Consider the following 26,973-nt stretch of genomic DNA (forward strand, 5'->3'; position numbering starts at 1 on the left):
GTATGTAATATTGACTGCGGTATGCAATCTTCACTGAGATATGCGTCTCACATCCCATCTTGACTGCGATACGTAATACGCATACCGCAGTCAATGAAAACCACCCTGAACCAACCAGAATATGTGATTTCTTGACTGCGGTATGTAGAGTTGCGTACTTCGGCAAATGCCATTGACTGCGGTATGCAAAAGCTACATACCTCAGTCAATTCTTGATAACCAATTAGATGATTTTCTTAAGAAGCCCAAAGAGTGTCGGTGCTGTGATCGTCATTTCGTTTTTCAGCTTATCGAAGTGCTGCCACTGCTTGCGCTTGAAGGTGATGGTGCAGTCCCAGCGATCCAGAAGCTCTTCGTTCCCTTCACGCTTAAAGCCCTTTGCGCGCCAGTAACCGCTCTCTTTTTGGATCTCACTTTTCTGCATGGTGTAAATCATTACTAACCTCGGAACACTCGTCAAATATGATACTGGTGTCCTGAGAAGACACGCTGTACACGGCATCCTTTTTAATAAATGTCTGGCCATCCGAGCCAACACCAAATTTCATCTTCTTCCGCGATTTCAGCGGGGGAGACTTGTAAATCGTAGAGCCGAGCAGGGCGTAAAACTCCATACCGCTGTCAACGACCAGCACACCGGTCATCCGCTCTGAAACTCCAGTAATTCGCTCTCCAACTGAATGAACGATGGCAGCGTGACACTGCAACGTTTTCAGACTGTTAGCCTGGGCTAAAGTGGGAAGCATCAATAATGCGATTAACGAGATCCGTTTCATTTCAGCACCGGCGACAGGAACATGAATAATGCGGTGCTGAGCATGAAGGCGTAATAAACGCGCCCGGGCATTGGCTCGAAGGCTTTCTTCATCTGACGGCATAAAACTACCAGAAGGAGAGAGGTTAATTGCAAAGCTACTGTCATGCGAACTCCATAAGATAGGTAGATAGTAACCTATTTTTGAAATGTAAGGAAAGCGTTAGCTGTAGGTTTCTAACGATAAGATCCTCACCAGTGTTTCTGCATCCTCATTGGAGAGCGGTTGGGTATCTTCCTGATACCAACATTGGCTGCCGCGCCAGCGTACATTGCTCTCGTCGATGGTTATCTGGTCATCGTCATAGCCGGTGCATTTGTTAATAGCGCGTTCAATGGCCTCGTCCATCAGTTCCTCATTCTCTGCTTCAACAATGAACAGAGGGAAGACTGAGAAATCACAACTTGAGTGGATTCTGACAAGCATTATCATGTGTTTATACCCTTGTTATAAGTTGTTGGTTACTTAATTATATTTGACTTAAATAGGCGATTAATTGTTATCTACAGGCCACATCTTCGCGGCTACTCGGGGGAAGCAATCATCCAGGTGAAGGAGGAACCAGACGATCGCCTCTTTGCCATCTACTGAATTTTCAAAGATGTCGATCTTTCTAAATTGCGAATGAAAAACCTCGTGGCAAGTGCCTGGCCAAATTGGTAAGTTCTCACCTGCCTCCTTGAACAGCTTCAGCAGCAATGCCTGCTCTGGTTCTGGTGTCGGCCCAATCTCTTCGGCATACACGCGGATCAGCTTTTGCCAGGGCTGCTCATTCTCAGCCACATCGGGGGCGCCCATTTCCCCAATCGCAGTGCGCATGGATTCAGCCCACAATGGCTGCGGGAAGCCATCCGCTCTTAGCTGGTCTACTTCATCAAGCGCAGCGTTAGAAGCGCTGTATAGCGCTGTCAGAGCGCTTCCCTTTGGTTTACTGGTCATGGCATTTCCTTTTTGAGTTTTAGAGACAATTCGCGAAGTAGGCGAATGTCGTTTTCTTCACCAAAGTCAGACCTTTCAAGGTGACTTATGGCTAGTTCTACGCCTTCCGCAATCCATCTCTGGTGCTCAGCTGCCTTGTCATCTTTCTGCTGGCTTACCATCGGTTAATCCTTCTTGGTTTTGAAGATGCCGTGATGAGAGTGGTCAATGAAGATCAGGGCATCGTCACCAAAGTCGTCAGTGGTATGCAGCGCCTGGCCATCAGAATCTGACACACCGCTATACTCCTTACCCGGAGTAAACCAATCGACACCCGGCCACACGCTTTCGCATACAACAGTCAAGATTGCCCCCCTATACCTCGAAGTACGCGCAGAGCTTCGTACATGGCAGGTAAGGCTTTTGCCGAATCAGTTTTGTCATCATCATTGTCAAAGATGATCGGTGTGCCCATATCCACGTTGCACTCCAGCCAATCGATCATGATTTCGATGATTTTTACCGGTGTGAGCGGCGTTACTGATTTACTCGCCTCTTCTTTCAAGTGTGGGAACAGGCCATTTAAAAACTTCTCCTGCGCGACGGGGTGCATCTCTCCGTTCAGCTGGAGTTTCCCGAACCAGTTCTTGTCTGAAAGCAGCGTGTAGAAATTCGGCTCACCATCAGCCACCCATTTGATACCTTCGATGTTACTCATCAGTTTTGTTCTCCAGTTCGGCCAGGCGGCCAATTTCTTTGATCCCCAGGCGAAGTGCCACGCCAACGGCTGACGCTTCTAATTCGGCTTTTCCGGCAGACACAATGCTGTCCATCGACTCTTGGATTAGTTGGGTTGAGAACGATAGGTTTTTAGGCAGGTTGCCCAGATGGGCAGACATTGAACGGTACAATTCTTCCAGCTCGCGCTTACCGGCTTTTCCCTTGGCCATTAAAGTTCTGAGGGATTGCAGATCTTCAGCAAGGTTTGCCAGCTGGCGCTGGGCTGCTTCTTCAATGTTCCGGTCAAATCGCTGCCGTGTGGACTCCATCCGTTTGATGGGAGGGATGCGAACGCTATCGCCGGTTTTAGTGCGATTGAGCGTACATGGAACACCTTCGCCGAGGCCAAAGCTGCAAACCAGAGTCGCCCATTGAGCTGAACTGAGGCTGATGGATGTTATAGGGCGTCGTGTAGCGCGCGCCGGGTTTTGCACACCATCCCTTTCAACCATCTGGCCTTCGTAGATCTCCAGCTCTATGATTTCAGCATGGCGAAGGTCAGAAGCGAATAAGGTCGTGCCGGTTGAGTGGATGCGGTTTACTGAAACCATCCCAAAAGCAGGGTGATTTGAAACGTTATCGCCCCGAACCTGGGTCATTTCTGGTTCAATGGGTTCTAATGCAAAAGACACTTAATCTCTCCTTTCAATAAACGCGAGGGGGATATGTGTGACACTGTAACCATCCTCTTGAATGTGGCGTTCGAATACTCGTTCCACAACGCGTCTGTCTGAGTTGTACATGTAGTTCCCGTAACGCTCATTAGTTACAACGTTCTCTCCCTTGGTCAGCCAATAGCAGTCAACTATCGCGATCCGAAAGGAGCGGGGCGTTGTAACGTCAATAAGTGGTATGTGTTTGAATTTCATATTCACTCAGCAAACAAGTTGTTTTCTTATGGGTCATAATGACAGAAAGAAAAAGGCGTCCAAATGGACGCCTTGTGTTTGTTACGGCTTGAACTGTACGAATGGTGGGGCGCTGTTGCCGCCTCCAGCGACATAAACCGGCGTCTTACCATCCCAGCGATTGATCGCCTCCAGTTGCAGCACTTCAGGATTACTACGAAGCGCCTGGCCGCGCAGGGTGATAGCGTTAGCCTCCGCTTCAGCACGAATGCGATTGGATTCGGCTTCACCTCGCGCCAACTCGATAGCCTTTTGGGCTTCAGCTTTGGATTGAGCGACTTCGTTCTCTACCCGCGCTGCTTTTTGGTTTGCTTCGATCTTGGCGTTAATGGAGTCTTTAACCTGCTTTGGATAATCCAGGTCAGTCGTCCAGCTCAGTTTCACAATGTGAATGCCAATAGGCTCAAGGCCGGCGCGCAGATCCTTGGTCACTTCATCGAGCAGCTTGGTTTTTCCACCGGCAGCCAGCTGAGTTATGTTCATGTCGGTGGAGTGCTTAATCAGTGCGTCCGAAATGTTCTGACGTAGATTGCTGGTGGTAATGTCATCAACGCCTTTGCGGTACGTCTGGAAGACTTTGGCCACCTTGTCAGGCTCGACAGCGTACTCAACGCCAACATGCGCGGAGATGGTCATGCTGTCCGAAGTCTGGAAGACGAACGGGTCTTGATACGTGTGCAGCTGGTTAAATGTTGGGAACTTGTACAGCTCTTCGTTAATGGTCAGCCAGTAGCGGCCAACACCAACAACCTGCTGCTGTACGCCCTTCTCAGTGCCATACAGATCGACTTTCACACCAACGTAGCCCGCAGGTACGGTTTCACGATCACACCCTGTCAGCGTGAATGCGGATGCTGCTAATAGCAGCGCGACAATTACCTTTTTCATTTCTTTTTGCGTTTCCATACATTTTTAGAAATGGTCACCAGGGCGACCGGATAAGAAAGAGCGATAACAACGGCCAAAACCATGGCGAAATCATCACTCAGTGAGAACAGTGCTGGCACAATGAATCGATACACCGCTAAGGCAGATGCAATCACTCCAATTGTGAAGGTGTAGAACTTAATCATGTGTTTTTCCGATGTTTTATAATGTCTATATAAAATAGGTAGTTACCTACCTAATTGCAATCAAAAAAGAAGGGGTGCGTTAGCTCCCCTCGATTAAATGGCTATTTGTTAGCCTTATGACTCTACTTCAGCGGTCTCTTTCGCGGCCTCGACTTTGGCGCGCTTATCGCTGTCGATCTTGGCCAGCGCCGCAACGATTTCTTCCATCGGCTTTTGGCGGTACATATCGACGATCTGAGATTTGGTGTATTTCTTATCGCCAATCTCAACGCGGCCAGAAGAGTTCTTTGGTAGCAAGCCTTCTTCAAGCATATGCTCAACCAGTGACTCCACCACATCGAGGCCGCGGTTAGTGTCGTAATAGAAATTCCAGCTGCATTTCTCGAATGGCGGCGCCACTTTGTTTTTAACGACTTCAGCACCTACGCACTGGCCGATCTTCTCTTTGCCATCCTTCAGCTGGCTTGCACCCAAACGGATGCGCACAGAAGCGTAGAACTTCGGTGAATCACCACCGGGTGAAGTGGTCGGATCGCCAAACATCACCCCAATCTTGGTACGCACCTGGTTCAGCACGATCAGAAGACAGTTGTACTGGCGGCACCATTGGGCAAGGGTAGGGAAGTTCGCTGAAGTTGCGCGCGCCAGAGCCGTGTTGTCGTTCATGTTCAGCTCGTCTTTATCCTTCGCAGTACCTTCAGCCATCTTGGTGAACTTCTCTGCTTTCGAGCGCGGCACCATTGATGCCAGTGAGTCGGTCACGATGACGATCGGCGCATCTTTGGGGATCAGCTCGTTGCTACGGATGGTGTTAAGCAGGATGCCGATGTTTTCCACTGAGTCCTCGAAGGTGTTTGGCTGTTTGTACACCCAAAAGCCTTCATCTTCGTCAGCATCTAATCCCATGCCCACCGCTAGGCCAACATCAAAGCTGTTTTCGTGGTCAAAGAAGGCTGCAACGCCACCCATACGCTGAGCAGCAATCATCGCTCTGGTGGCGAGAAACGTTTTGCCGGCAGAAGGTGGACCGAAGATCTCAACGATGCGACCAGCTGGCATACCTCCATCGTAGCGGCCAGAAATGGCGCGATTCAGCGGAGCATATCCGGTATCGAGCCACTGCTCGACTTTCTGGATAGTGTCATTTTTGCCCATCGCTTTATTCAGCGCCTGAGCGAGTTTTGATTTAGCCATGTGTTTTATCCTTGTGGTTTTATACGTTCTGCGGCTTTCGCCTCGTTCCACTCAATCGAGTCGCAATTAAGGTTTTTCTTTACGCGTGACAGCATTTTCACAACCTGATCTGAAACCTGCCCCAGCTCGCGTTTGGTAACGCTCATCCCGGCGCGTGACAGAATTGTTGGCAGACAGGTCACTGCGCTTTCCCCATGAAGGAAAACGACCTCTTTGGCCAGCGCGGTGTAGGTTGATGGGTGTCCGGTGAACAAAGAGCGGATCATGCGCAGTACCTTTCGAATGGCAGCTTGAACACGTCCATATCTTCAAGGAACGACCGGAAGTTAAGCTCCAGGCACATTTGCTCAAATGCTTTCTGGTCGCGCTCAGCTTTTACTGGCTCGATTACAGTCGGTGGGAATTGAGTTTTGATGAGGTTCATCAGTGACATGTTGCGCTTGAAGGCTTCGAGCATCCGACATTTGGTTTTCTCGTTGAAAGCGTTCTTGGCCAAGTTGTTAAATGCTGTTTTATGGCGACCTTTGTCGATGACAATGCTGCCGTCCATAATGCCCCGCACCATCGTTACAACGCTGCCGTACTCCGCAATGATCTCCTTGGCGCCACCGTCACCAATGCCACCTACAGCAGCAATATTGTCGGACTTGTCGCCCTGGAGTGCTTTGCCTTCGAGAAAGCCGCGGGGAGTTGCATAGCCAGTAAGCTCCGAAAACTGTTCGAAGTTGATCTGTTTATGCTGGGCATCGGCTCGTACTGTCACCCATGTAACCTTTTCACTAACCAGCTGAAGCCAGTCCTGATCGCCAGTGAGCAGATAGATGTGCTCGACTGCAGGTGAATCAACTAACTTCTCAACGAACATGCCGGCCAGATCATCAGCTTCGCCATCTTTGGCCGTGAACTGGTTTACGCCCAGCACTTTCATCATGTTGACGATGTAAGGCTTTTGCTTGGAAAAGCCTTCTTTCATCTTCAGCATTTCTGGGTTGTCGTCTCGGTTGGCTTTGTACTCTGGGTAAAATGAACGGCGGCGATCGCTGAATCCATCCCAAAAGACAATTGGCCGCGCGCGAAGGATGGAGGCGTAACGACGAACGTTTTTGACGAAGCCGAAAATCGCCTGCACTTCCATTTCACCGTTGTGAAGTTTCTCTTTCTGCTGCTGGTGGTAGTAGCCGAGGCTGTTACCATCGACGAATAAGTAGTTCAAGGTATGCTCCTTCCAAAAAGTAAGGCGTCCGAAGACGCCTACTTTCCGTCTATTCGACGATTACAGACCTTCCAGCTCAGCCAGAAGTGAATCCAGTGCCGGATCTGCTGCTGCAGGTGCTTCTGCCGCTGGCGTTGTTGCCGCCACTGGCTCAGCAACTTTTTCAGCTTCTGGCACGAACTCAGCTTCAACCGCACGAGCAACTTCTTCATCAACGATGGACGATGGCGCCGGGGTCTCCTCACGCGCAACAGCTGCTGCACCGTGAGTAGTCGCTGGGGCGTCGTCGTGGCCGGTGATGGAGCCGAAACCTGGCAGTGCTGCTGCTGAGGTGGTTGTTGATTTAACAGCGGCAATCGCAGAAGGTGCAGCGATTCCAATCTGACGGCTCATGTGACGCGTGGTAGCCAGCAATTTGGTTTCGTCAGCCTGGTTTGCGAAAGCAATCAGGTCATGCTGCTTGTTCCAGAACTTGTCTTCGATGTTGCCTTTGAAGACTTTGCGCTTAGGAGAGACGCTGTATTTGGTGTCGCGACCAGAACCGGTACGGGTAATGCAGAACGCATAGCCTTCAGTTTTGCTCAGCGGGTTACCAATTTCATCGGAAAGGTCTTCGCCGATAACTTTCAGAATGTCATCGAACACGGTTGCTGGCAGTTCAATCAGCTGGGTTTCTTTCGCATCAGCGAAATCTTCACGAGCAGAAAGTACGCCGTTAACCAGATAGCGTGGAGTGGCGCGCATTGCCTGAATGCGGTCTTCCATTGCTTTGTTTCCTTTGTGACGAGCTTTACCTTCCATCACCATTTCGCACAGCTGGCAAGCACGACCATGGGTGTGCTGATCACACACGTAGGCGGTGGTTGCTTCTTTGCCTTCGTCGTTCTGGTACTTAACGAAGTGCATACCCCACGTTTGATAGAAGACGCCGTCAGGATCGTCTTTGTTTGGGAACAGACGCAGGTAGTTATCGCCATCCTTCAGGCGAGCCATATCGACGTTGTTACCACGCTTAGCTGCGATGTCGCCGCGAGCTTTGCTGAGAAGGTTCATTAATGCTGATGACATGTGTTTCTCCATTATTGTTTTTGGCCGAGGGTGCATTGCACTTTGGGCAGTCGTGACTCGCTAACGAGCAAGCGCATAATAGCTAGTTAACTAGCTATAATCCAGATATAAAAACAGGGTATCAAGAGGGACGATTAAAACGTTCGGCACCCATGCGTTCGATTTCAATAATGGCGAGCTTAGATGCCTGCACGATCATGTCTTTTCGGTGGTTGAAGGCTGCAACAGCATGTTTGTACATGTCAGCCAGGTAGCGAGCATCATCCAGCTTTTGTCGATGAGATAGGTAGCTGACGCTGGTCTTTACCTTGGCATCGAGGATTGACTCGTTAAACTTGATGCCGTTCATACTCAAGTCTTTACGGTGAGTGTCATAAAGTTTGGCCTCAACCGCATCGAGACCGCGCTTAGCATCAGCCACATGTCTTTCAGCCTGCGCCAGTCTTGCACCGTACTGCATAAGCAGCACTGGTTGTCGTTGCCAGACTGCCTCAAGGTCGTCGCGATTAAACTCAAGGTCGATGATAATTTGGTCAAGAATATTGTTCATATTTAAGGTAGCTCATTAGCTATTTTATGGTTTGAAAAATTTACCATAATTGATCTGCATTTAATAATTTGTTGGAGATTTGCCGATCAGTGTTGCTTTGACTTTAGGTACGAAACATAAGGTGTTGTCTCGAGTCAGAAAAAGTTGTTAAATCTATGGGATTTTTCTCAATAAATTTAACTTGTCAATACGGATGGCGCTAAGTAAAAAAAATGAAAGAAAAACAGATAGAGTTTCTTTATCAATCGATTAATGATACCCAAGCCACTATTCGTGCAACAGATGTCAAGATTGGCTTCTTGTTTGTCGTTATCTTCCTTCCTTTGACTTCAGTTGAAGGTCTTTCCAAAGCGGTGGCAAAGCTTTGGACTTCTCCATACCACTTGGGATTTGTTTCAGTAATTACAGCACTCTTGTGGCTTGCCTCGGTATTTGTTTTGTTCAAAAGTTTGTCGCCAATAACTGATATAAAAAAACATATGATCGGCATAGTTCCAGCTGATACTTTTTATATGGGGGGCATGCCTCTCATAGGGAAGAAGGATTTCTTTAGCATCAGTGATGTTAGAGCAACTCAAGATGTTCAAACTTATCTATCAGCTTTACCTCAAGATGAACAGAAATTACTTGAAGAACTAGCTAGTGAAAAGATGAAAGTATCTTTAATTCGTAATGTTAAAAATCTTCGTGTCAATGTATGCACTAACTTGACTTTGGGATGGCTTACTTTAGGTATGTTTCTATCTACTGTATATTACTTCAATTTTGGAGTTCAGGCATGAATAATGATCAGCGGGCAATAATCGCTAACTTAGTTGATAGGTCTCTAAATCAAGCTGAATACCATTGGGGTAATGGTGGATATAAATTAATAGCAGAGAGTAGAGTCGGCACCGAAGCCTTCAATAAGAGTGCTATGGACTCTGCCCCAAGTCAAATACCTGGGCATGAAATAGTTATGGAAGGCGAGACGATAGTAGACGATTTCATAGCTATTGTTGCCGACATGCGCAATTCTACAGATCACATGCTTACTGCCAGTAATTCGATTAGGCTTGAGGGAATACAGCGTGTTTTTTATGAAACATCTGCTCTGTTGCCTGCTCTTGAAAAAACAATAAATATATATAAAGGTGGTGTCACTGAATATTTAGGTGATGGTGTGCTTGGTTTTTTCAAAAAAGAAGAAGAAAAACCGGATCAGTACATTTACGATGCTCACAATGCGGCTAAAGATTGCTTAAATAATACTTTAGATATTGTAAACACTGCCTTAGAAAATAGATACGACCTTCCGCCCTTGAAGATTGGTATTGGATTGGCACTTAGCAAGGCGCTGGTAAGCCTTTCTGGAATTGAAGGAGCTAGACATGCTAAAGCATATGGGGAATGCGTGTTCAGAGCAACTAAACTTTCAGGTGGCAACAATGTTATTCTTATTGATAGCAATTTGAGAGCAGCCTGGCCTTCCTCAAAAGGCGGCAGGTTGTCATTTGTACCAAGTGATATAGGCAGAGGTGGCGTTCAAGGTTATCGGATCAACGTCGGATAAATAAAAGGGGCGGAAGCCCCTATTTTTAGAGGTTATAATGGAACTGAGTTCTGAAGCCAAAGTGCGGGCAATAAATGAGTTGATTTCTCGAAAGAATATCATTAAAAATAAAGAAGATATTTGTTTTGGAAGCCGTGTTACTCAAAGGACCTTTGATGAAATTGAGGTGGCTATAAGGGCTTTATATCCTTCAGATCATGATTTTGTTAGTGAGTGGAAGGAGATCTCAGTGGTTATTAAAAAAACCGATATGAAATCTTACGATAGAGCCCTGGACTATAATGTCGTTCGCGATGATATAATAAAAAACACCATTGGATTAATCAATAAAATAACATCTGATTATAATAAATATAGAGGCAAACTGTTTGGTTCTGCTAATGTTGACTCGCTTTCAAAAGCCATAAATATATGTAGGCGATTCGGTCTGGTCGTGGATGTTATGAAAAACAGATATGCTTCAAGACCACCATTGTTGATGAATGATGAATATGATGTGCAAGACCTACTCCATGCTCTTCTAAAAATTGAATTTGATGATATTAGAAGTGAGGATGGCGTTTCTTCAACATTTAATCGGAATGCCCGCATCGATTTTGTTTTACATAAAGAAAAAATTGTAATCGAATGCAAAATGACGAGGGTGGGTCTAAATGATAAAGAGATTGGAAAACAGTTAATAGAGGATATTCTGAAGTATACAAAACATCCAGATTGTGGGCATTTAATTTGCCTTGTATATGACCCTGCAGGATTAATAGTAAATGAAATAGGGATACAAAACGACTTAGATAATTATAAAAATGTATTGAGTACAACGTTCCTAAGAGTTAAATAATTAAAGGCGCTATACAGCGCCTTTTGCTTACACTGCTTGTATCATTCTCGCAGCTCTTTGACGGCGGTACTCGGCAACGTTGCCAAACTTCTCAGCCTCAGTAAACTCATTAGCCACCTTTGTTACCAGGCTGTCGCGGTACGCTTTCAACTCGTCCAGCTTTTCTAATGCCTTGCCAGAATTACCGATGCTGTCAACGAATCGACGCATAAGAGGATCGTAAGCGACTTTGAGCATTGCTTTGGCTGCCTTGCGTAAACGATTAGGGACGCGTTCGCCATCGTATTTGGCGCTGGCCACGGCCAGCTCAAGTGTCATGGTGCGGTCGATAAACTCCCAGAAGTTAGAGCGGTTGATAGCTTCACGCGCTTTCTCGATCATCTCTGGTGATAATTCAGTGCTTGAACTCATGAGTTAACTGCCTCCGCAACGTCAACGAGGATCTGCTCCAGCTTTTCGCCTTCTTCCGGGCGGAAGTGGAGGATGTTAGGGTTGAAGCCATAAAAAACCGTGACATCTAGCTCCGACAGATACTCCTTGCGGCCAACAAGATCTGATGGCTTCGACTTGTTGTTAAACAGGCTGGTGGACTTAGCACCGCACGTAAGGATGTACGTTGGTCGCACCAAAGCCACTTCTGCTTTGATGAACTCGTTAAACTGGCCTAACTCGTCTTTGGTGTAGTCCTTTTCCTTGTCCTTCACCTTCTTGCAGACGCCGGTCACGTACAGATCGCCCATCTTCAGATCACCGGCAACCAGCAACTTCGCCTTGAAGTCGTCGTAACCGTTCTCCATGAAGTAACCGGTTTTGCCATCGTTACCGTTGGCGTTGTCGAGGATGATCATCAGACGCGGCTTGATGCCGATGCTCGGACGAATAAGCTCATCACCCAGCCCCATTTCAGCGGCCATATTGGTCATCAGCACGTTTACTTCAGCCTGGCGTTTCGGGTTCATTTCAAACTGGCGTGTCGCTTTTACCGCATCGATCACCAGATTACCCATCAGCTCCGCCTGGTCACGGCGACGCTCTTCGGAAGTTGCGGGTACGCTACCGGGAATGATGCTGGCGAATGCACCGACACGATCGAGAGAATCACGAACACGGCTGTTGCAGGCGCGCTTCTCAACCGCCTCTTCAAACTGCATGATGTCGGTGAAATGGCCTCCCACTTTCGCCCGGGCGCGCATGATCGCCTGGCATCCATTCTCTGAGCATCCTTTAACAGCTGAGAAGGGCGCATACAGCACTTGCGTACCATCTTCCATCTGACGGATCTCAATGCGGTTGGTCGAAATGTTTACATCTGGTGGCAAGATGCGAATGCCAAAGCTCAGCGCGTCTTTAACCAGCCCCTGATGCTTGTCATCGCCCAAAATAGTCAGCGCTGCTGCGAAGAATTGGGCAGGGTAGTGCGTTTTCATGAACATCGACTGATAGCTAATCAGCGAGTAAGCCACTGAGTGAGATTTGTTGAACTGGTACGCCCCGTTTTTCTCAAACGCTTCCCAGATCTCTTTTGCTTTGCTATCACTTAGTCCGGGCTTCGTGGAAATCGTCTCTAAAACTTTCATTGGTGCCTCTTAATCACAATCCATGTATTAATTTTCGCAGCTCAGATACGGCATCCAAGCTGCGTTAAACGGTTAGATGCCCAGAACGTCGGCGCCATCGTGCATTGCTTCTTCGATGGTTCGCAGCTTGCCATCGGCACATTTGAAGTGCTCCGCGCGGTGGAACTGGCGAGTGGTTCCGTCTTCTAGCTTCACCTCTATCCAGCCAGCCTGGGCTTGCTCGATAAACTGGCTACCGACCTTCTTCATCTTCTCCATGTCTTTTTTACCGATCGCTTTACGGACGCCATCAGCTTCCGCGAGCGTGAAGCCGGCCAGCAGCTGCGTGGCCTTCATGGTTTGTTCCTGATAGAGAATTACCCCATTGGTCTCAGAGGTCAGCTCATCGAGCACCTGGTGGATGGAATCAGCCTCTTTGAAGCCTTTGGCCACCGAAACGTAGCTGTCCAACATTCCAGATTCGATCGGGCCAGGTCGGAATAATGCTGTCGTGGCGACAACTGTTTCAAAGCTCATCGGATCAATGCCGCCGCCCAGATCCTTTAGCAGCTTACGCATCGAACCTGATTCAAGCTGGAACACGCCCTGAGTGTGGCCACCGGCAAAGCCATCAAGAACCTTTTTGTCAGTTAGTGGAATTGCATCGAGATCAATCACGCTGCCCGTGGCTTCTTTCACGTATTGCTGCGCATAAGCCAGCAGATCGAGCGTAGCGAGGCCGAGCACGTCCAACTTAATCAATCCCATGGATTCGCAGTAACGCTTGTCAAAAGCGATTACACGCGCATCCCCGCGTCGCTCAACCGGTGTGCGCTCTGTCAGTTTCACACCGGCTACGATCATGCCAGCTGCGTGACGGCCGAATCCGCGCATGAGGCTTTGCAGTTTGGTGGCCGCATTAAAAGCGTCCGGGTATTTGGCTGCGTATTTGTCCAGGCTGGAAAGCTCTTCGCGCATCTCTTCGAGTGACAATGAATCGTCATCGACAAAGCGCAGGTCTTTCGATACCGCCATATCAGCTGAATCCACGCCAAATATACGTGCGGTGTCGCGCAGTGCTGAAGCTGCACCGAGGTATGTGAAGTTGGGAATACCAGCGACGTAATCCTCCCCGTAACGCTCACCCAGGTACTCAATGACCTCGTGGCGACGTGCCTGGCTAAAGTCCAGATCAGCATCGGGCAAGTCGAGACGTTCAGGGTTAATGAAACGTTCGAACAGCAATCCATGGCGAATAGGGTCTACGTTTGTGATTCCCACGCACCAGGCGACAAGAGAGCCAGCGGATGAACCGCGGCCAGGCCCAACAGGAATCCCGGCGCCGCGAGCGTAATTCATCAGGTCGTGAACCATAAGGAAGTAGCCACAGAAGCCAAGGCGAGTTAAAACATCAAGTTCGTACTTCAGGCGCTCAACATAATCACGGTGCATTGTGGCTGGTGGTGCATAGCCGAACTCTTTGGTGCTAAGGCGCTTCCTCAGCCCCTCTACAGCGAGTTTACGCAATGTGGCTGGCTCATCATCTGCCATGGTTGGTAAAGCGGGTTCCAGCGGGTGCCAGCGCCATGTACACGCATCAATGATCGCGTCCTGAGTTGTTGAGACCATTGCTGGCGTGACGTTGACACCCATCCGCACCGCAAACTCCTTCAATAGCTGGAGTAAGTGGCGGCGATCATTAACGCCATTGTCACGTTGATACGGGATTCGCATACGGTGCAGCTGGTCGATTTTGATGTTGTTCAGCACCATATGCGCGATGTCTTTGATGTCAGCGTCAGTGGGTGCCTCGTAGTAAGCAGGGTAGAACGCCACCGGCTCAATCTTAAGAGCACTGGCCACCTTGAGCGCTTTGCTATTCAGCTGGTCATAGAGTGGGGTGGCAATCGGATAAACGGCGCAGTAAAAGTTCTCACGGCCGCCAGCGTGAACCAGCTGGGCGATAATCTTCGCGAAGTCCGGGCGCTGGAATACGCTTCCCATGTCCGAGGTCAGCAGGATGATGTTGCCTTTGGCGAACGTAGCCAGCAGCTGCGCCAGCTCAAGACGGGGAACGTGATAAAACTGCTCGCGTGTGTTTGCCAGCGTCATCAGTTCGCAGAGATCGACATAGCCCTGCTCGTTCTTGATTAGCGCCGTGAAGCTGTAGTTACGCGCGCGCGTTAATGATTCCATACATCCTTTAGACTCCTTCGCGAGTCGAGCGCGGTGCTCGTATGTAGGATCGTCAACCAGATTCAGCTTCACACCACAAATGACCGCAACATCGTCACCAGCCGCCATCTGCAAGGGGATTACGGATGCCAGATTCATGCTGTCAGCGGAGATCACCGACGAGTAACCCATTTCGCGGGCTTTCTCTACGGCGCGCTCTGCCTTCAAAGACGACTCACCCAGGGAGAAGTCAGTTCGTACCATTAATGCTTTCATGTGCTTTTGCCTTACTTGTCTTTTTTTATTTTGTCGTTTGGGAAGCCAGCGAACTTCCCGTAAATCTTGATAGCGGTCTCTTGTGCCTTAACGAAGCAATCCCGCTTGCTGGAACATGCCATGCAAACGGGATTAGTTTCAGAGGCTGCTATCAGTGAACCAAAGCAGCCTTTGCTCATACGAAAATGCGATCCGCAATCTCGCGCGCTGCCTGGGCAGACGCTGAAGGGAGTTTGTTGATGAATGCGCGTTGCAGACCAGCTGGAATGTCACCGCGGCGAATACCAACCTGAAGAGACAGCAGCAGCTCGCGCGGCCCAATTGGTTGTGAGATCACGCTGGTTTCGTAGCCTTCACGAATAAGAGTTGCGAAGCGCACCAGCTTCTGAGCGAAATCATCTGTAGCGCCTGCTTTGATCAGCATGTTGGTTTCGGCGCGCTGGCTCATGTAATGAACTTTCGAGACAATCCCAAAACGTGAGAAGTTGGCGGCGTTCTGCAGGTTTGTGCCCTGGTACAGTCCTGTTTCGTCTCCAGATCCGTTGGTGTTGCCGGTGGCGATGAATGCAAAGCGTTTATGAGGTGCTACGCGGCGCCACTCTGGGGTTGCTTCTTTGATGACAAGCCCTTCACCCTCCAGCACTGGCTGGTAGATGCCCAAAATCTGAGGGAATGCGAAGTCGTATTCATCTGCCAGATATACCCAGCCGTGACGCATTGCCAGAGCCAATAAGCCAGGCTCGAAATAAGTTGAACCGTCTCGTGCCAGAATCTGCCCGGAGATATGCGCTTCTTCCGTCGAAGCGGTGTGCTGAGAGCGGATGACCGGTCGATTCATCAAAGCGCAAAGCTGGGTTGGGAGAGAGGTTTTGCCAGTGCCTGCGTGACCCCACAGATAGCCTGGAATGCCCAGCTCCATCATCATCAGGACATCTTTGATAAGCTCAAAGTCACCGTATACGTAATTGTCTTTGGCCACCGGAACGAACTCTGGGAATGGCGTGTTTACGTTCACCGACACCTTGAGCGGCTGGTTCAGTGCGGTGGACAGGTTTTTCAGATCGACGCCAAGCAGTTCGTGCGCGGCCACCATCTCGACCTTGTATTCCTCAGTGCCGATGTACCCAACCTTAACGGTCGGTGCTTTTGTCTCAGCTGCTTGCATTTCCTGCTTGCGAGCCTGAATTGTCTTGATGGCCAGGGGTGAAATCGTTGGCGCATCGGGGAACTGAGATGTGTACGCCGCGATGATGTCTTCTACCGCGCTATTCTTGTGCTCATCAGGAATGCCGGTGCATTTGCTCTGAAGATGCGATTTAAGGTGGTGGAACTCGCAAGAACACCAATGGCAGGTGATGGTTTCCTTCGCTGGGGTGTCTTGGACTTGGACGGCGCTCATGTGCTTTTCCTTTCTCGTTTTTGTTTATCTGGTGCTTATAGTAATTATTTTAAGATAAAAAGATAAGTAGCTGCCTACTTATCTTCATCGGCATGACTTAGCCAAGTATCAATTGAGACAATTTCCTCACGACGGTGGCGCCAAGGTCTTCCACTTTTTTAACCTCAACGTTGTTCTTGTAGAACCGGCTGGGAGCATCCGTGAGAATGCCGATGCCCATCAATTCGATAAGACCACTGCCTTCGATTGACTCCGCCACAGCTTTCAGATGGTCGCTGAAATCATGGCCGATGCCAGCTGGCGCACCGTCACTCATGACAAGCATGATTTTTTTATCCTCAGTGCGGCCAGCAAAGTGCTGAGCTAAAGCCATAATTGATTCACCATCAATGTTGTCTTCAAGGGGGAATCTCTCTGACAAGCAGCCTAAGCGTTTGCGTGTGGTGGGCGTGTTTGCTCGTTCGTGCCAACCCTTGATAGTGGGGAGCATCAATGATTCATAGCGGTTGTAGCCGCGACCCATCTTCCTTGCTGCATCGATGTCACAGCCTGCAGTTGTAAACCCGGTAATGATGTTCGGAACATTTATGCGATCGAGCGCGTCAGAAATTGTGTAGGCGCAGGCCAGTGCGAGACAAATTTTCGAACCCTGCATCGAGCCAGACAAGTCGATAACCTGCTGCACACAAGCGTTTACTGCCTTATGGTCTTCCTTGCGACGGAATACGCGGTCATCGTTCATAGACAGTCGGTACAAATTAGCGCTATGCACTTTTCCACGACGTTGACCAGGTACGAACTGGACTTTGTTACGGCTCGCAATGGCACGTTCAAGGTCTTTAGCCAGTGTTGAAGCCGATCCATCAGCGAGACGACGCTCGACATTCGAGGCAAATAAACTGGTGCCTTCGTCGTCGATACGCCAGTTCTTTAAACCACGGTTAAGATGGATGCGGCCAAAAGCTTTATGAGTTTTGCGGAGATGGTTCTCAACTTCATCAATCGGGCCAATAAAGTCGTAGGAGCGTTGATATGGGCGATATGAGCCTTTTGGCACACCTTTCAGCTCGTTGGCCATTACCTCGTTGAGCGCTTCCTCCATGCCTTGCTCTGGAGCCACCTCAGTGCCTTCCAGCGCCTTAAACGCTGCGTCCAATGGAATTTCACCAGTACCGCCATCTTCTTCGTTTAGATCGCCCTGGGTGGCTTCCTGACGACCATCACTTTCTAGATCACCTGGTGTGCTTTGTTGGTCATTTGAGTTGGCCGCTGAATCAGTATCGTCTGCACCGCCCGAACCACTTTCAGGCTGCTCATTATCTGGTTCATTGTCGTCCGACTCGCCCTCAAATCCACCAAACCCTTCAGACTGATCAGATTCCTCTTCACCTTCTGGTTTACCATCACCATCACCATCACCTGATGTAGCTGGGGCGTCATCCTCGTGAGCGTCACCATCTTTAGGCTGGGAGTCATTAGCGTTGCTGGAGTCAGTATCTGATTCAGAGCCTTCTTCCTTATCTTTTATATTATCTTCATTACTATTATTTACAGGAGCAGGCTCTTCTTCTTCCTGCGTCTCATCATCACTGCCAGGCTTATCACTAACAGATTCATCATTTGATTTAGTAGGTTGTTCACTACCTACATGATCAGGCGAATCATTTTCCTCCGAATCACCATGTCCAGATTCACCTTCTGGTTTCTCCATTTCTTCCTTTAAAGCCAGTGAAATGCGGCCTGCCAGCTTGATGCAATCTTCGGTGCTCATCAACATTGGCACAGCAGCCGGCACACCACCTTTACTTAGTTTTGATACAGGATCGCGAACATAAGCCCAATACGGCTCCATGAACTCAATAAAAGGCGTTTGTCCCGCCCAGGCACGTAAAGCTGGCATTAACAGGAACTTTAGAAAGAGATCCCGCGGGTTACGTGATAAAGCCTTTAGTGCATCATCCACTTTCGGAACGAAAAGTTTTTCAATTACATGCCGTTGCGTGTTGACAAGGTTGCGTTTAGAGCCAGAAAAAACCTCACCCATGCGTCGTTCAATGAAGGTGTCTTCAACAGCGTTCCAGAGGTGAAAAGCTGGGCTGTCTTTCTTTTCGAGTAGCTTAAATGCTAGCTTCGAGTCGGTGAAAAGGAGGTGGGCGACTTCATGGTCAAGGAAGCCACGGATCGCGTTCATGAGGCCATCAGTGGCATCATCTGGCAGAGAAGGTAGGTTCACCATGCAAGGCGTCCCATCTTTGTTGTATTCGACGTATGCGCGGCTTCCACGTTCTGCCACAGGAATGTCTTTACCGGAGAGCATGACAACAACCTTGCGAACACTTTCGCGAAATATCTGAACCTCTTTTCTAATTTTTTGTTTGTTTTTCATGTGCTTTTCCATTTCTTGTTTATGAAAACAATTTGTTTTCTGAGTGTTGATAATAACATTGCGCGCAATGAATGAGACCATTAACGCGCAGGCTAGTAACAAGGTTTGGATTTTAAGAAAGGCTAAAGAGAATTAAAGAAAACGTGTGACCAGATTGGTTTCGCCAGTGCAGGCAAGGGTGTACTTCATTTGCGCAATGCTGATGTGAAAACATGCGACGGCGTCGTCTCCGCAGTCAATGTCAATACCGTTGCAGCGAAGGATAATGTCAGAAACTAAATGGTAAGGAACGGCGATAATCATACCTACGCCAAGTGCCTTCAAGGAGGCGATTAGATCATCCATAAACAACCTTTGAGACAGTTCTTATTTAATGAGGCGGCATCTTATACGGTATGTAACAAAAATCAAAGGTTTTATATCAAAAATAATTCTCATTACGCCTTGAGATATGGACGTATTCTGAATAGTTAGTGGGTTACTTATCGTTATGCAGGGATAACCCTTTACTTACTTTCTAGCCGGTAATACACTCAGGGCAATGGTGCAAATGACACCTCTCTATTAAGAATTATTTCGCATAAGTAAGCAGGAAAAAAATATATTATGGTCGCTAAAAAAGGTAACCGCATTTCAGCGTTTATTGAGGGGCTAATTTTGACCTCCCCAAAGTCCCAGACTCAGATCGCATCTGAGATTGGCTACGAAAACGCAAACAACCTTTCCAATATCAAAACCGGCCGACTGCCGATGCCATTGGAAAAAGTATCCCTTCTCGCTGAAGCTCTTAGCACAGATGAGACCCGCTTTATGATGCTGGTGCTGGAAGAACGATACCCGGTCATCCACCAATTCATAAAGAAAAACCTCCCTGGTCTAAGTGACGAAGAGCGCCAGATAATCAATGCCTTAAGAGACAAAACAAAAGCATCCGGCACTCTTTCAGATGAAAAGCTCAAGAAGATACTTGCCGCAATCGAAAATTAACGACACCAAGCCCAAGGCGACTGTTTGAGAGATCCAGGCGGTCGCCTTTGTATTTGTGGCTCAAATCCTCCACCCCCTCGCTTTCGACTATATTAAACAAAAATACTGAGTATTTGTACAGTGCTTCTTGCATTTGATCTATATAGTCGTGCCTATCGTATACACGATCTATGCCTTCAAGGCTTTGATTTAAAACCTTTCTTGATACGTCACTCGGTACATCCAAGCTTGCCAGGCAGCTTCTTGCAGTCCTGCGGAGGTCACGCGGAGTGAAAGGCTCAAGCGCAAGCATTTCAGGTGTTTCAAGGATTCGGCGTAGAGATTGGCTGATGGCCACCTTAGACATCGGTCGGCCCGCTTTCTTATTAGATGGGCATAGCCATTCGCTCCCCTCGCCCGCGGCAAGCAGCCGTTCGATACAGAGTTTCATAATCGGGCTGATGGGCAACCGGTGGTCTCGATTCGACTTGTTGCGACGACCCTGGTTCCATATGTTATTGGTGAGGTCAAACTCAGCGGATTTTGCACGTAGTATCTCGTCAGGGCGTCGAGCAGCAGCAAGCGTCAATCTGGCAGCCCAGCGCGTCACCTCGCAGACTTCGAAGTAATCCCATACATGCCAGAACACCCAGATTTCAGCGTCGGTTAGAGTGCGCTCCCTGGGCTTAGGGTTTGAGCCACCAACTTTGTTCAGTGGAATGTCGCCAACTGGTGAGTTCTCCAGATACCCCTGAAACACGCACCAGGCTAGGAATTGCTTCATTATGGAAAAGACACGTTTTCCCTGAACAATTTTGCCTTCCATGATCAGCGGGTTAGTCAGCCGGTTAACGACCACTTTTGTGATTTTGGACAGAGGAAGATCGCCAATTTTAGGCAAAACATGTATCAAAATACAGTGGACGCCAAGCTCGGGTCGGCGGCGAGTCACTAACAAAGATAGCCGAGTGAAAAGCATGAATGCTTTCCTGAATGCCGGGTCGGAATCACTGAAATCTTCCAGCTGGTCAAGCGGCGACTCGATGACGGTCTGCAAAAACGCGATCGTCTCTGCGGAACAGTTCTCTGCTGCCTTAGCCAAATCAAAATCACTGCGCATATGCGAAACCTCTTTTTTAGGGTCAGCATAGCTCGGATTTTACAATGATTCCATACTATATAAGTATGGAATCATTCACTTGCGATTTTTTGAAATCTGGAACCCAAATGGGCAACCTTGTACACTCAAGTAAAATGTCTCGGTTTAGTGATTTCCAGTATAGGAGAGTTCTTGTGGGAACGGTAATTTCGTTATCAGTGTCAGGAGTGGATGTTACGTGGAGCAAGAACTCTTTAGGCATTGATCATGGTGAGCTTTTTCAAAGCAAAGACCACTATATCAGGCCACTCGATTCGGAAGAGTTGGAAGAGGGGGAAGAACTACTCAACGACCCTGAACATATTTTATTTCGAACCGTATTACGAAGACCTTTAGGGGATGTATTGAGAAGGCTTGAGCTTTTAGGGTATACACTAGGGACGGCGAGAGCAGAATATGATTTGATGGTGAAAAAATATATTAGTGACCGAGATGGTTACATAAGCTATGCACATGATAGTACAAATGCACATCAAGAATTAATGTCTTTCGATGAGTTTGTTTCATTTATTAAATTGCATAACCTTTCAGAACTTGATGGGGAATATGTTAACTTAGTTGACCGCAACGAAAACAAGTCTAGAGTTAGGGGGCGTTTTACAGATGAAAATGTATTAAAAAGGATTCCCTTCTATCAAAACGAGTTTGAATCTGCCTGGTCCGAAAAAAATGGATTCGGAAATCTTATAAATATCCTGCATCCGTATTCTGTTCTAAGAGTTTTAGCAGAAAATGAATCAAACAGAAATGAATTTGTCGAATGGGATTATGGCGCACTCGTTTCTAATGGATGGGCAAATCTAAATGATGTTGTAGCAGGGGCTTCTAGGCTTAGTACATTCCTCATAGCAACTGAAGGTAGTTCTGATTCGAATATACTTGAAAAAGCACTGGAATTGTTGCGGCCAGACATAAAAGATTATTTCAAGTTTATCGACATGAAATCAGGACATCCATTCCCAGGCACAGGAAATCTTCTAAAGTTCGCTGATGGGCTAGTTAAAATAGATGTGCAAAATCTTATCGTCTTTGTTTTGGATAATGATTGTGAAGGGATTGAGGCTTTTAATAAAATACAATCATTAAACTTACCAGATAATATGTCCTGTATGCACCTTCCAGACCTGGATGACTTTTGCGCTTTTCCTGCTCATGGGCCTCATGGTATTACTAATGAAGATGTAAATGGCAGGGCAGTTGCTATCGAATGTTATCTTGATTTGACTTTGACTGATTACGAACCTGCAATAATTAGATGGACAAATTACAAAAAAGAATTGAAGAATTATCAAGGCTCTCTTGAAAACAAAGACTATTACACCAAAAAATTTATGGCATTAAGAGAAAATAGTCAGGAGTTTGAAGGATATGATTTTTCTAAAATATCCAAGGTATTAGATGAGATGATAGCAACTTGTTCTAAAATCGCTGTATCTATAAGACATAAACAGCTTGAAGCAATCTACCCCGAGGTATAATTAGAATAGGCTCCGAAAGGAACCTTGTCTTAGAACATATTCGCTGAAAACTGAATGTAGCCGCCCACCGGCTTGTCATCAACGAAGATCTGGGGCACTTGTCTTACCGGCTGGCCAACAAGTTCACTCAGCTCTGGTGCACCGATCCCGGCGACCTGGATGTCGATGTATTCAAACGTCAGCTTGCCCTGGCTCTGTAGTTGTTCGGCCAGCTCCTTTGCGTTTTTGCAGTAGGCGCACTGTTCTTTGCCATAAATTTTCACTTTTACCATTCTGTTCATCACTCAATGTTTGTTTTAAAAGGTAGACCTCAAGTGGCCAAATTTTTGCAATAGCGTTGCGGCGCGCCAGCTGGCGGCTCAACTCAGGATCAAAGTTTTCTTTGCTAACACACGCATTCTCGCCCGTGACAGTGTAACCGTTTGTCAGTAGCAAATAGCAAAACGTATGACGGTCGGCGGCCGTATTAGCCCACCAAGCTGTATCGACGCCCTGGTTAGCTGATCGAATGCCGTCGTAAGCTGAGAAATAATGTTCTTCAGCAATCAGGCACTCGATGTGCTCCAGGGTAACGCGCGGTGCGGTTAGTCCTTTGTCGAGCAGCTGCTGTTCCAGTTCTGCGTCTGTCATTTCACGATCACCCAATCTTCACTGAGCATATCGGTTTGGCTGGCCAGCCACGGTACGTTCTGCCCGTCTGCAGTACGCATATAGATGTATGGGAGCGTCATGTCACTGTCAGCGTCCGGGCGTTGCAGCTCAAGCCACATCCCTTTACCGTTCCAGCCCTTGCGAGCCACACGATCACCCTCTTTAAGCAGCTCGATGGCGATACCAAACGAGACGCCAAATGAAGCAGCGAAACCTGCGTCTGCGAGCGCCAGATAACCTTTCTCAAACGCTTCTGCCGGTGAATACGACTCATAGCCGTCTTCATAGCGAACAAAGTAGCCACCGACTTCTGGTTGGTGGCGAGCAACCCAGGCGCGGCCAACTTCAATCTCTACGATGCTTTTGTGGAGACCCAGGCCGATTGCAGTGCCGGTGATTGAAGCGATTTTTGCGGCGCCAACCACCTTGATGCTTTGGTACTCTGGCAGTTTAACTTCTGACATTTTTGATTCCCTTCGTGAGTATGTAGGCGTCCATTGCCTAATAAATTCGTGACCAGAATAGCCAATAATATTTGGTAGGTCACTACCTATTATTCTTGGCTTGTAAATCGAGCCAGAAACGGGGTTTGAGGGCCAATGGAACGAAAACGTACGCTAAGAAGTTAATTCATTGTTTAAATTGAAATTTAGTTCTCTCAGTTCCCCCTTCAAAATATCCTCCGGTAGCGTAAACGTATAATGCCCCAGCATATTGATATGCCCGTGCATCAGTGGGGACAACCGGGCGATATCTTCAACCCCGATTTCTTCTCCATTACTGCGTATCCAGCTCAGGGCTTCCTGCATATAAAGTGTGTTCCACAGTACCACTGCGTTAGTGACCAGGCCCAGTGCCCCCAGCTGATCTTCCTGACCTTCACGATAGCGCTTTCTGATCTCACCGCGCTGCCCGTAGCAGATCGCCCTCGCCACAGCATGGCGGCCTTCCCCCCGGTTTAGCTGCGTCAGGATCCGCCGACGATAATCCTCATCATCAATATAATTAAGAAGGTACAGCGTCTTGTTGACGCGCCCCACTTCCATGATCGCCTGTGCCAGCCCTGATGGGCGCGAGCTTTTCAGCAAAGAGCGAATGAGTTCTGAAGCATGAATGGTGCCCAGTTTCAGCGAACCGGCGGTTCGCATCATCTCATCCCACTGATCCTCGGCTTTCGACAGATCGGCACAACCACGTGCCAGTTCGTCCAGTGCACCGTAATTTGCCGATTTATCCACTCGCCAGAATACCGCTTCACCGGCATCGGCAAGCCGGGGGGAAAACTGGTATCCCAGCAGCCAGAAGAGGCCAAAAATAATGTCGCTGGTACCGGCTGTGTCTGTCATGATCTCAACCGGATTCAGCCCTGTCTGCTGCTCCAGAAGGCCTTCCAGCACAAAAATGGAATCTCGTAATGTGCCGGGGACAACGATGCCGTGGAATCCAGAGTACTGATCAGAGACGAAGTTGTACCAGGTGATGCCACGTCCGGAACCAAAATATTTTCTGTTAGGTCCTGAATTGACGGTTTTCACCGGCGTGACAAAGCGCATGCCATCAGCTGAAGCCACTTCGCCACCACCCCAGCGGCCAGCAAGCTCCAGTGTGGACTGAAAATCAACCAGGCGGGCATTGGCGCTGACCAGCGTTTCTGCCCGGAGGTAATTCTGTTTTACCCAGCTAAGCCGGTGGCGCGTCAGCGCCGGTATATTGTGCTTTATCAGCGGTTCCAGCCCGATATTGCAGGCCTCTGCCATCAGGACCGCGCACAGGCTGATGTGCAGATCCTGTGCCCGGGCCCCGGATTCACTGACATGCGTAAACTCACGTGTAAATCCCGTTCTGGCATCTATTTCAAGCAACAGTTCCGTCAAATCTACTGGCGGGAGTAGCAGCCTTACCCGACTGTTGAGACGATGCAACGATGGTGGCTCCTCCAGTTTCTCCAGGCTGCTGATAGTCAGGGAAGGATGTTTACCGTCATGGCAAATATGAACCTCCGCATTTCCTTCAAAGCGGGATGCGACGGTTTTCCAGGTTTCATCTAGCTGGACCGCCAACTGTTGCACGCCTTTATGTCCATCAGTGGGATGTCCCAGCGCCCGGCAAACGGGGACCCGCTGAGCCTGCCATTCTTCCCCCTGCAACAGCTTCTCGCGGGGATTTCCCCAGCGATCGCTGTTTTCGAGCCAGATGTCCCTTCGACGTAGTGCATCCTGAAGGCGCTCCAGCAGACAAAGCGAGTAACCGGCACGCTGTATCCGGCCCTCCGCATCGTATACCAGGCGTTTCCAGGGGCCGGTAATAATATGTTCAGGCGCATTGTCCAGGATGCGCTTTTTCGAGCCGTTCAGTTCGGTCAGATAATGAATGGCGGACAACGTATGTTCTCCGGCTGGCGCTGCCTGGAAATGCAGGTCGCGCAATACCGCCGGAAGAAAGCGCTTTACCCGCCCGTACTGCTCCACCATTTCGTCATGGAAATTGTTGTTCTGAGGCCGGGCCAGCTCATTTACCTTGCTGACGGATTCTGCCAGCCTGCTTTTCGGTATGCTGTTGAATATGGTCTCCCTCAGTTCAGCATCGTCAGCCTGTTCATCCAGCAACAATGAACATGCCCGCGCCAATATTAGCGCAGCACGATCAAGATCTTTAAGCGTCCTGAGCCGTTTTTTCTGCCCCGTTTTCTTCGCCGCACGAGTGATATCCAGTATCAGCATATCGAGCACATCAACGGCCTCATCCAGCGCCGCAGTCTCCTGCGCTTTAACGAATGCTGTGAGTACGGCCAGTTTTCTCTGCTGTGGCATTCGCGCGATATATTTTACCGACGCCATGCCTGCGTAACGGGCCAAATTACGCAGTTGTATAGCAGGCAGACCGGTAAAATTCAGTCGGGAAAATTCCAGGTTTCGCAGCCGGATATATCGCTCCAGCGCTTCGGTAAATGCCGGGCCGCTGACGGTGACCGGTCCCTTTTTCAGTTGCTCCAGCGGTGAAGTACGCTGCCCCTCAGGAATGTCCAGAAGCTCCGTCACGCGGGCGGTCTGCCAGCTGTCCGGCAACGCGGCCAGTTTCTTCCACAGCCGCTGATTTGCCCGTTCGCGTATTTCACTGACGAGACGTACAAGTGTGGTTGCTCCGGGCAGCAGGACCTTATTCTGAAGCAGCCACGCGGTGGCAAAATCAAACATAAGGCCGGGACGCTCATTACTGAGCCATGCGCGGGTGTACAGCAGGCGCTTCAGGCGGAAAGACCAGGGGAAATCGCCAAATTCATGGTAACCGTAATATTCCTTAATCAGCGCAGTATGCTCTCTGAGGGTGGTAACCCGTTCTGCGTAGCGGGTAAGGACTTCCGGACGGCGAATATTAAGCTGCACCGCGACAAATTGCTGAAGGCACTGTTGCAAATAGTCGGTGGTGATAAACTTATCATCCCCTTTTGCTGATGGAGCTGCACATGAACCCATTCAAAGGCCGGCATTTTCAGCGTGACATCATTCTGTGGGCCGTACGCTGGTACTGCAAATACGGCATCAGTTACCGTGAGCTGCAGGAGATGCTGGCTGAACGCGGAGTGAATGTCGATCACTCCACGATTTACCGCTGGGTTCAGCGTTATGCGCCTGAAATGGAAAAACGGCTGCGCTGGTACTGGCGTAACCCTTCCGATCTTTGCCCGTGGCACATGGATGAAACCTACGTGAAGGTCAATGGCCGCTGGGCGTATCTGTACCGGGCCGTCGACAGCCGGGGCCGCACTGTCGATTTTTATCTCTCCTCCCGTCGTAACAGCAAAGCTGCATACCGGTTTCTGGGTAAAATCCTCAACAACGTGAAGAAGTGGCAGATCCCGCGATTCATCAACACGGATAAAGCGCCCGCCTATGGTCGCGCGCTTGCTCTGCTCAAACGCGAAGGCCGGTGCCCGTCTGACGTTGAACACCGACAGATTAAGTACCGGAACAACGTGATTGAATGCGATCATGGCAAACTGAAACGGATAATCGGCGCC

The 26,973-nt window shown here is 48.8% G+C and carries 28 protein-coding genes and 3 pseudogenes; 6 read left to right on the forward strand and 25 right to left on the reverse strand.

From position 1 onward, the window contains the following. Positions 1-223: 223 nt before the first annotated feature. The 14 genes from OGW13_RS11735 to OGW13_RS11800 form a co-directional block, all read right to left on the reverse strand. Complete coding sequence (locus OGW13_RS11735) at positions 224-424, reverse strand: hypothetical protein (RefSeq protein WP_057057132.1); 201 nt, start codon at positions 422-424, stop codon at positions 224-226. Further along, positions 411-878, reverse strand: coding sequence for a hypothetical protein (locus tag OGW13_RS11740; protein ID WP_287116151.1), 468 nt, complete (start codon positions 876-878; stop codon positions 411-413). The genes OGW13_RS11735 and OGW13_RS11740 overlap by 14 nt, the downstream gene beginning before the upstream one ends. A gap of 99 nt (positions 879-977) precedes the next feature. After that, on the reverse strand, positions 978-1,163 hold the full coding sequence (locus OGW13_RS11745; RefSeq protein ID WP_287116152.1) for a hypothetical protein: 186 nt from the start codon (positions 1,161-1,163) through the stop codon (positions 978-980). Between the two features lie 144 nt (positions 1,164-1,307). Next, positions 1,308-1,754: a DUF7238 family protein gene (locus OGW13_RS11750; RefSeq protein WP_063160643.1), complete on the reverse strand. Its 447-nt coding sequence runs from the start codon at positions 1,752-1,754 to the stop codon at positions 1,308-1,310. After that, entirely contained in the window at positions 1,751-1,915 is a 165-nt protein-coding gene (locus OGW13_RS11755; RefSeq protein ID WP_154816450.1) for a hypothetical protein, read from the reverse strand. Before OGW13_RS11755 ends, OGW13_RS11750 begins: the two co-directional genes overlap by 4 nt. Before the next feature lie 179 nt (positions 1,916-2,094). Next, the gene (locus OGW13_RS11760) at positions 2,095-2,451 is read right to left on the reverse strand and encodes a hypothetical protein (RefSeq protein ID WP_256064034.1); all 357 of its coding nucleotides are present in this window, start codon (positions 2,449-2,451) and stop codon (positions 2,095-2,097) included. Continuing rightward, positions 2,444-3,145, reverse strand: a complete 702-nt coding sequence (locus OGW13_RS11765) for a hypothetical protein (RefSeq protein WP_246814627.1) — start codon at positions 3,143-3,145, stop codon at positions 2,444-2,446. The genes OGW13_RS11760 and OGW13_RS11765 overlap by 8 nt, the downstream gene beginning before the upstream one ends. A gap of 318 nt (positions 3,146-3,463) precedes the next feature. After that, positions 3,464-4,309, reverse strand: coding sequence for an SPFH domain-containing protein (locus OGW13_RS11770; protein WP_057057126.1), 846 nt, complete (start codon positions 4,307-4,309; stop codon positions 3,464-3,466). Beyond that, entirely contained in the window at positions 4,306-4,494 is a 189-nt protein-coding gene (locus OGW13_RS11775) for a hypothetical protein (RefSeq protein WP_072931870.1), read from the reverse strand. Before OGW13_RS11775 ends, OGW13_RS11770 begins: the two co-directional genes overlap by 4 nt. A 114-nt stretch (positions 4,495-4,608) precedes the next feature. Further along, positions 4,609-5,688 (reverse strand): recombinase RecA, encoded by a 1,080-nt coding sequence (locus OGW13_RS11780; protein ID WP_072931872.1) that lies wholly within the window; start codon positions 5,686-5,688, stop codon positions 4,609-4,611. A gap of 5 nt (positions 5,689-5,693) precedes the next feature. Next, positions 5,694-5,954, reverse strand: a complete 261-nt coding sequence (locus OGW13_RS11785; protein ID WP_057057123.1) for a hypothetical protein — start codon at positions 5,952-5,954, stop codon at positions 5,694-5,696. Continuing rightward, complete coding sequence (locus tag OGW13_RS11790; protein WP_072931874.1) at positions 5,951-6,901, reverse strand: 5'-3' exonuclease H3TH domain-containing protein; 951 nt, start codon at positions 6,899-6,901, stop codon at positions 5,951-5,953. The genes OGW13_RS11785 and OGW13_RS11790 overlap by 4 nt, the downstream gene beginning before the upstream one ends. A gap of 60 nt (positions 6,902-6,961) precedes the next feature. Continuing rightward, positions 6,962-7,969, reverse strand: a complete 1,008-nt coding sequence (locus tag OGW13_RS11795) for a T4-gp32 family ssDNA-binding protein (protein WP_072931876.1) — start codon at positions 7,967-7,969, stop codon at positions 6,962-6,964. A gap of 121 nt (positions 7,970-8,090) precedes the next feature. After that, positions 8,091-8,519 carry a hypothetical protein gene (locus OGW13_RS11800; RefSeq protein ID WP_287116154.1) on the reverse strand — a complete coding sequence of 143 codons (429 nt, stop codon included), beginning with the start codon at positions 8,517-8,519 and terminating at the stop codon, positions 8,091-8,093. A 212-nt stretch (positions 8,520-8,731) separates the two neighbouring features. Between OGW13_RS11800 and OGW13_RS11805 the strand changes: the two genes are divergently transcribed. The 3 genes from OGW13_RS11805 to OGW13_RS11815 are packed head-to-tail and all read left to right on the forward strand — an operon-like array spanning position 8,732 to position 10,909. Beyond that, the gene (locus tag OGW13_RS11805; RefSeq protein WP_072931880.1) at positions 8,732-9,301 is read left to right on the forward strand and encodes a Pycsar system effector family protein; all 570 of its coding nucleotides are present in this window, start codon (positions 8,732-8,734) and stop codon (positions 9,299-9,301) included. Then, positions 9,298-10,071, forward strand: coding sequence for a hypothetical protein (locus OGW13_RS11810; protein WP_072931883.1), 774 nt, complete (start codon positions 9,298-9,300; stop codon positions 10,069-10,071). Before OGW13_RS11805 ends, OGW13_RS11810 begins: the two co-directional genes overlap by 4 nt. Positions 10,072-10,108: 37 nt before the next feature. Beyond that, the gene (locus tag OGW13_RS11815) at positions 10,109-10,909 is read left to right on the forward strand and encodes a PD-(D/E)XK nuclease domain-containing protein (protein ID WP_079205299.1); all 801 of its coding nucleotides are present in this window, start codon (positions 10,109-10,111) and stop codon (positions 10,907-10,909) included. Positions 10,910-10,936: 27 nt separating this feature from the next. Here the strand turns inward: OGW13_RS11815 and OGW13_RS11820 are convergent, their stop codons facing one another. From OGW13_RS11820 to OGW13_RS11840, 6 genes and pseudogenes are all read right to left on the reverse strand, one after another. Beyond that, on the reverse strand, positions 10,937-11,320 hold the full coding sequence (locus OGW13_RS11820; RefSeq protein ID WP_072931884.1) for a hypothetical protein: 384 nt from the start codon (positions 11,318-11,320) through the stop codon (positions 10,937-10,939). Next, positions 11,317-12,459, reverse strand: a pseudogene (locus OGW13_RS25865) (helix-hairpin-helix domain-containing protein); the annotation flags it as partial. The gene OGW13_RS11820 and the pseudogene OGW13_RS25865, both read right to left, overlap by 4 nt. A 99-nt stretch (positions 12,460-12,558) precedes the next feature. Further along, on the reverse strand, positions 12,559-14,916 hold the full coding sequence (dnaE, locus tag OGW13_RS11825) for a DNA polymerase III subunit alpha (protein WP_502874026.1): 2,358 nt from the start codon (positions 14,914-14,916) through the stop codon (positions 12,559-12,561). 175 nt (positions 14,917-15,091) lie between these two features. Further along, complete coding sequence (locus tag OGW13_RS11830) at positions 15,092-16,315, reverse strand: AAA family ATPase (protein WP_287116155.1); 1,224 nt, start codon at positions 16,313-16,315, stop codon at positions 15,092-15,094. Between the two features lie 97 nt (positions 16,316-16,412). Continuing rightward, the gene (locus OGW13_RS11835) at positions 16,413-18,782 is read right to left on the reverse strand and encodes a cobaltochelatase CobT-related protein (protein WP_353622478.1); all 2,370 of its coding nucleotides are present in this window, start codon (positions 18,780-18,782) and stop codon (positions 16,413-16,415) included. A 51-nt stretch (positions 18,783-18,833) separates the two neighbouring features. Continuing rightward, positions 18,834-19,046 (reverse strand): hypothetical protein, encoded by a 213-nt coding sequence (locus OGW13_RS11840; protein ID WP_057057113.1) that lies wholly within the window; start codon positions 19,044-19,046, stop codon positions 18,834-18,836. Between the two features lie 261 nt (positions 19,047-19,307). On the opposite strand from OGW13_RS11840, the gene OGW13_RS11845 reads away from it, so the two are divergent. Further along, positions 19,308-19,688, forward strand: coding sequence for a hypothetical protein (locus tag OGW13_RS11845; protein WP_057057112.1), 381 nt, complete (start codon positions 19,308-19,310; stop codon positions 19,686-19,688). Here the strand turns inward: OGW13_RS11845 and OGW13_RS11850 are convergent. Then, positions 19,657-20,787 carry a tyrosine-type recombinase/integrase gene (locus OGW13_RS11850; protein WP_071886811.1) on the reverse strand — a complete coding sequence of 377 codons (1,131 nt, stop codon included), beginning with the start codon at positions 20,785-20,787 and terminating at the stop codon, positions 19,657-19,659. The two genes, OGW13_RS11845 and OGW13_RS11850, sit on opposite strands and share 32 nt — an antisense overlap. Before the next feature lie 173 nt (positions 20,788-20,960). Here OGW13_RS11850 and OGW13_RS11855 point away from each other — a divergent pair, with 173 nt between their 5' ends. Further along, a complete protein-coding gene (locus tag OGW13_RS11855; RefSeq protein ID WP_287116156.1) occupies positions 20,961-22,304 on the forward strand; it encodes a HEPN/Toprim-associated domain-containing protein in 1,344 nt (447 codons plus the stop codon). Positions 22,305-22,333: 29 nt separating this feature from the next. On the opposite strand, the gene OGW13_RS11860 is transcribed toward OGW13_RS11855, so the two are convergent. The 4 genes and pseudogenes from OGW13_RS11860 to OGW13_RS11875 form a co-directional block, all read right to left on the reverse strand. After that, a complete protein-coding gene (locus OGW13_RS11860) occupies positions 22,334-22,585 on the reverse strand; it encodes a GrxA family glutaredoxin (protein ID WP_353622479.1) in 252 nt (83 codons plus the stop codon). Next, positions 22,581-22,934, reverse strand: a pseudogene (locus OGW13_RS11865) (Gp49 family protein); the annotation flags it as partial. The gene OGW13_RS11860 and the pseudogene OGW13_RS11865, both read right to left, overlap by 5 nt. Then, a complete protein-coding gene (locus OGW13_RS11870; RefSeq protein WP_287116158.1) occupies positions 22,931-23,419 on the reverse strand; it encodes a DUF2829 domain-containing protein in 489 nt (162 codons plus the stop codon). The gene OGW13_RS11870 and the pseudogene OGW13_RS11865, both read right to left, overlap by 4 nt. Positions 23,420-23,572: 153 nt before the next feature. After that, positions 23,573-26,356: pseudogene (locus OGW13_RS11875) on the reverse strand (Tn3 family transposase); the annotation flags it as partial. 62 nt (positions 26,357-26,418) lie between these two features. On the opposite strand from OGW13_RS11875, the gene OGW13_RS11880 reads away from it, so the two are divergent. After that, the coding region (locus OGW13_RS11880; RefSeq protein ID WP_032259227.1) for an IS6-like element IS26 family transposase at positions 26,419-26,973 on the forward strand (555 nt) is incomplete at its 3' end.

The organism is Citrobacter sp. Ca225 (assembly GCF_030337175.1).
Classification (GTDB): Bacteria; Pseudomonadota; Gammaproteobacteria; order Enterobacterales; family Enterobacteriaceae; genus Citrobacter_A; species Citrobacter_A amalonaticus.

Coding starts and splice junctions, on each gene's coding strand:
- OGW13_RS11830 (WP_287116155.1), bottom strand. CDS start 16,315: ATGAGCGCCGTCCAAGTCCAAGACACCCCAGCGAAGGAAACCATCACC.
- OGW13_RS11810 (WP_072931883.1), top strand. CDS start 9,298: ATGAATAATGATCAGCGGGCAATAATCGCTAACTTAGTTGATAGGTCT.
- OGW13_RS11850 (WP_071886811.1), bottom strand. CDS start 20,787: ATGCGCAGTGATTTTGATTTGGCTAAGGCAGCAGAGAACTGTTCCGCA.
- OGW13_RS11815 (WP_079205299.1), top strand. CDS start 10,109: ATGGAACTGAGTTCTGAAGCCAAAGTGCGGGCAATAAATGAGTTGATT.
- OGW13_RS11740 (WP_287116151.1), bottom strand. CDS start 878: ATGCCGTCAGATGAAGAAAGCCTTCGAGCCAATGCCCGGGCGCGTTTA.
- OGW13_RS11780 (WP_072931872.1), bottom strand. CDS start 5,688: ATGGCTAAATCAAAACTCGCTCAGGCGCTGAATAAAGCGATGGGCAAA.
- OGW13_RS11785 (WP_057057123.1), bottom strand. CDS start 5,954: ATGATCCGCTCTTTGTTCACCGGACACCCATCAACCTACACCGCGCTG.
- OGW13_RS11735 (WP_057057132.1), bottom strand. CDS start 424: ATGCAGAAAAGTGAGATCCAAAAAGAGAGCGGTTACTGGCGCGCAAAG.
- OGW13_RS11860 (WP_353622479.1), bottom strand. CDS start 22,585: ATGAACAGAATGGTAAAAGTGAAAATTTATGGCAAAGAACAGTGCGCC.
- dnaE (WP_502874026.1), bottom strand. CDS start 14,916: ATGAAAGCATTAATGGTACGAACTGACTTCTCCCTGGGTGAGTCGTCT.
- OGW13_RS11840 (WP_057057113.1), bottom strand. CDS start 19,046: ATGGATGATCTAATCGCCTCCTTGAAGGCACTTGGCGTAGGTATGATT.
- OGW13_RS11750 (WP_063160643.1), bottom strand. CDS start 1,754: ATGACCAGTAAACCAAAGGGAAGCGCTCTGACAGCGCTATACAGCGCT.
- OGW13_RS11835 (WP_353622478.1), bottom strand. CDS start 18,782: ATGGTCTCATTCATTGCGCGCAATGTTATTATCAACACTCAGAAAACA.
- OGW13_RS11795 (WP_072931876.1), bottom strand. CDS start 7,969: ATGTCATCAGCATTAATGAACCTTCTCAGCAAAGCTCGCGGCGACATC.
- OGW13_RS11820 (WP_072931884.1), bottom strand. CDS start 11,320: ATGAGTTCAAGCACTGAATTATCACCAGAGATGATCGAGAAAGCGCGT.
- OGW13_RS11870 (WP_287116158.1), bottom strand. CDS start 23,419: ATGTCAGAAGTTAAACTGCCAGAGTACCAAAGCATCAAGGTGGTTGGC.
- OGW13_RS11760 (WP_256064034.1), bottom strand. CDS start 2,451: ATGAGTAACATCGAAGGTATCAAATGGGTGGCTGATGGTGAGCCGAAT.
- OGW13_RS11845 (WP_057057112.1), top strand. CDS start 19,308: ATGGTCGCTAAAAAAGGTAACCGCATTTCAGCGTTTATTGAGGGGCTA.
- OGW13_RS11775 (WP_072931870.1), bottom strand. CDS start 4,494: ATGATTAAGTTCTACACCTTCACAATTGGAGTGATTGCATCTGCCTTA.
- OGW13_RS11745 (WP_287116152.1), bottom strand. CDS start 1,163: ATGGACGAGGCCATTGAACGCGCTATTAACAAATGCACCGGCTATGAC.
- OGW13_RS11800 (WP_287116154.1), bottom strand. CDS start 8,519: ATGAACAATATTCTTGACCAAATTATCATCGACCTTGAGTTTAATCGC.
- OGW13_RS11805 (WP_072931880.1), top strand. CDS start 8,732: ATGAAAGAAAAACAGATAGAGTTTCTTTATCAATCGATTAATGATACC.
- OGW13_RS11770 (WP_057057126.1), bottom strand. CDS start 4,309: ATGAAAAAGGTAATTGTCGCGCTGCTATTAGCAGCATCCGCATTCACG.
- OGW13_RS11755 (WP_154816450.1), bottom strand. CDS start 1,915: ATGGTAAGCCAGCAGAAAGATGACAAGGCAGCTGAGCACCAGAGATGG.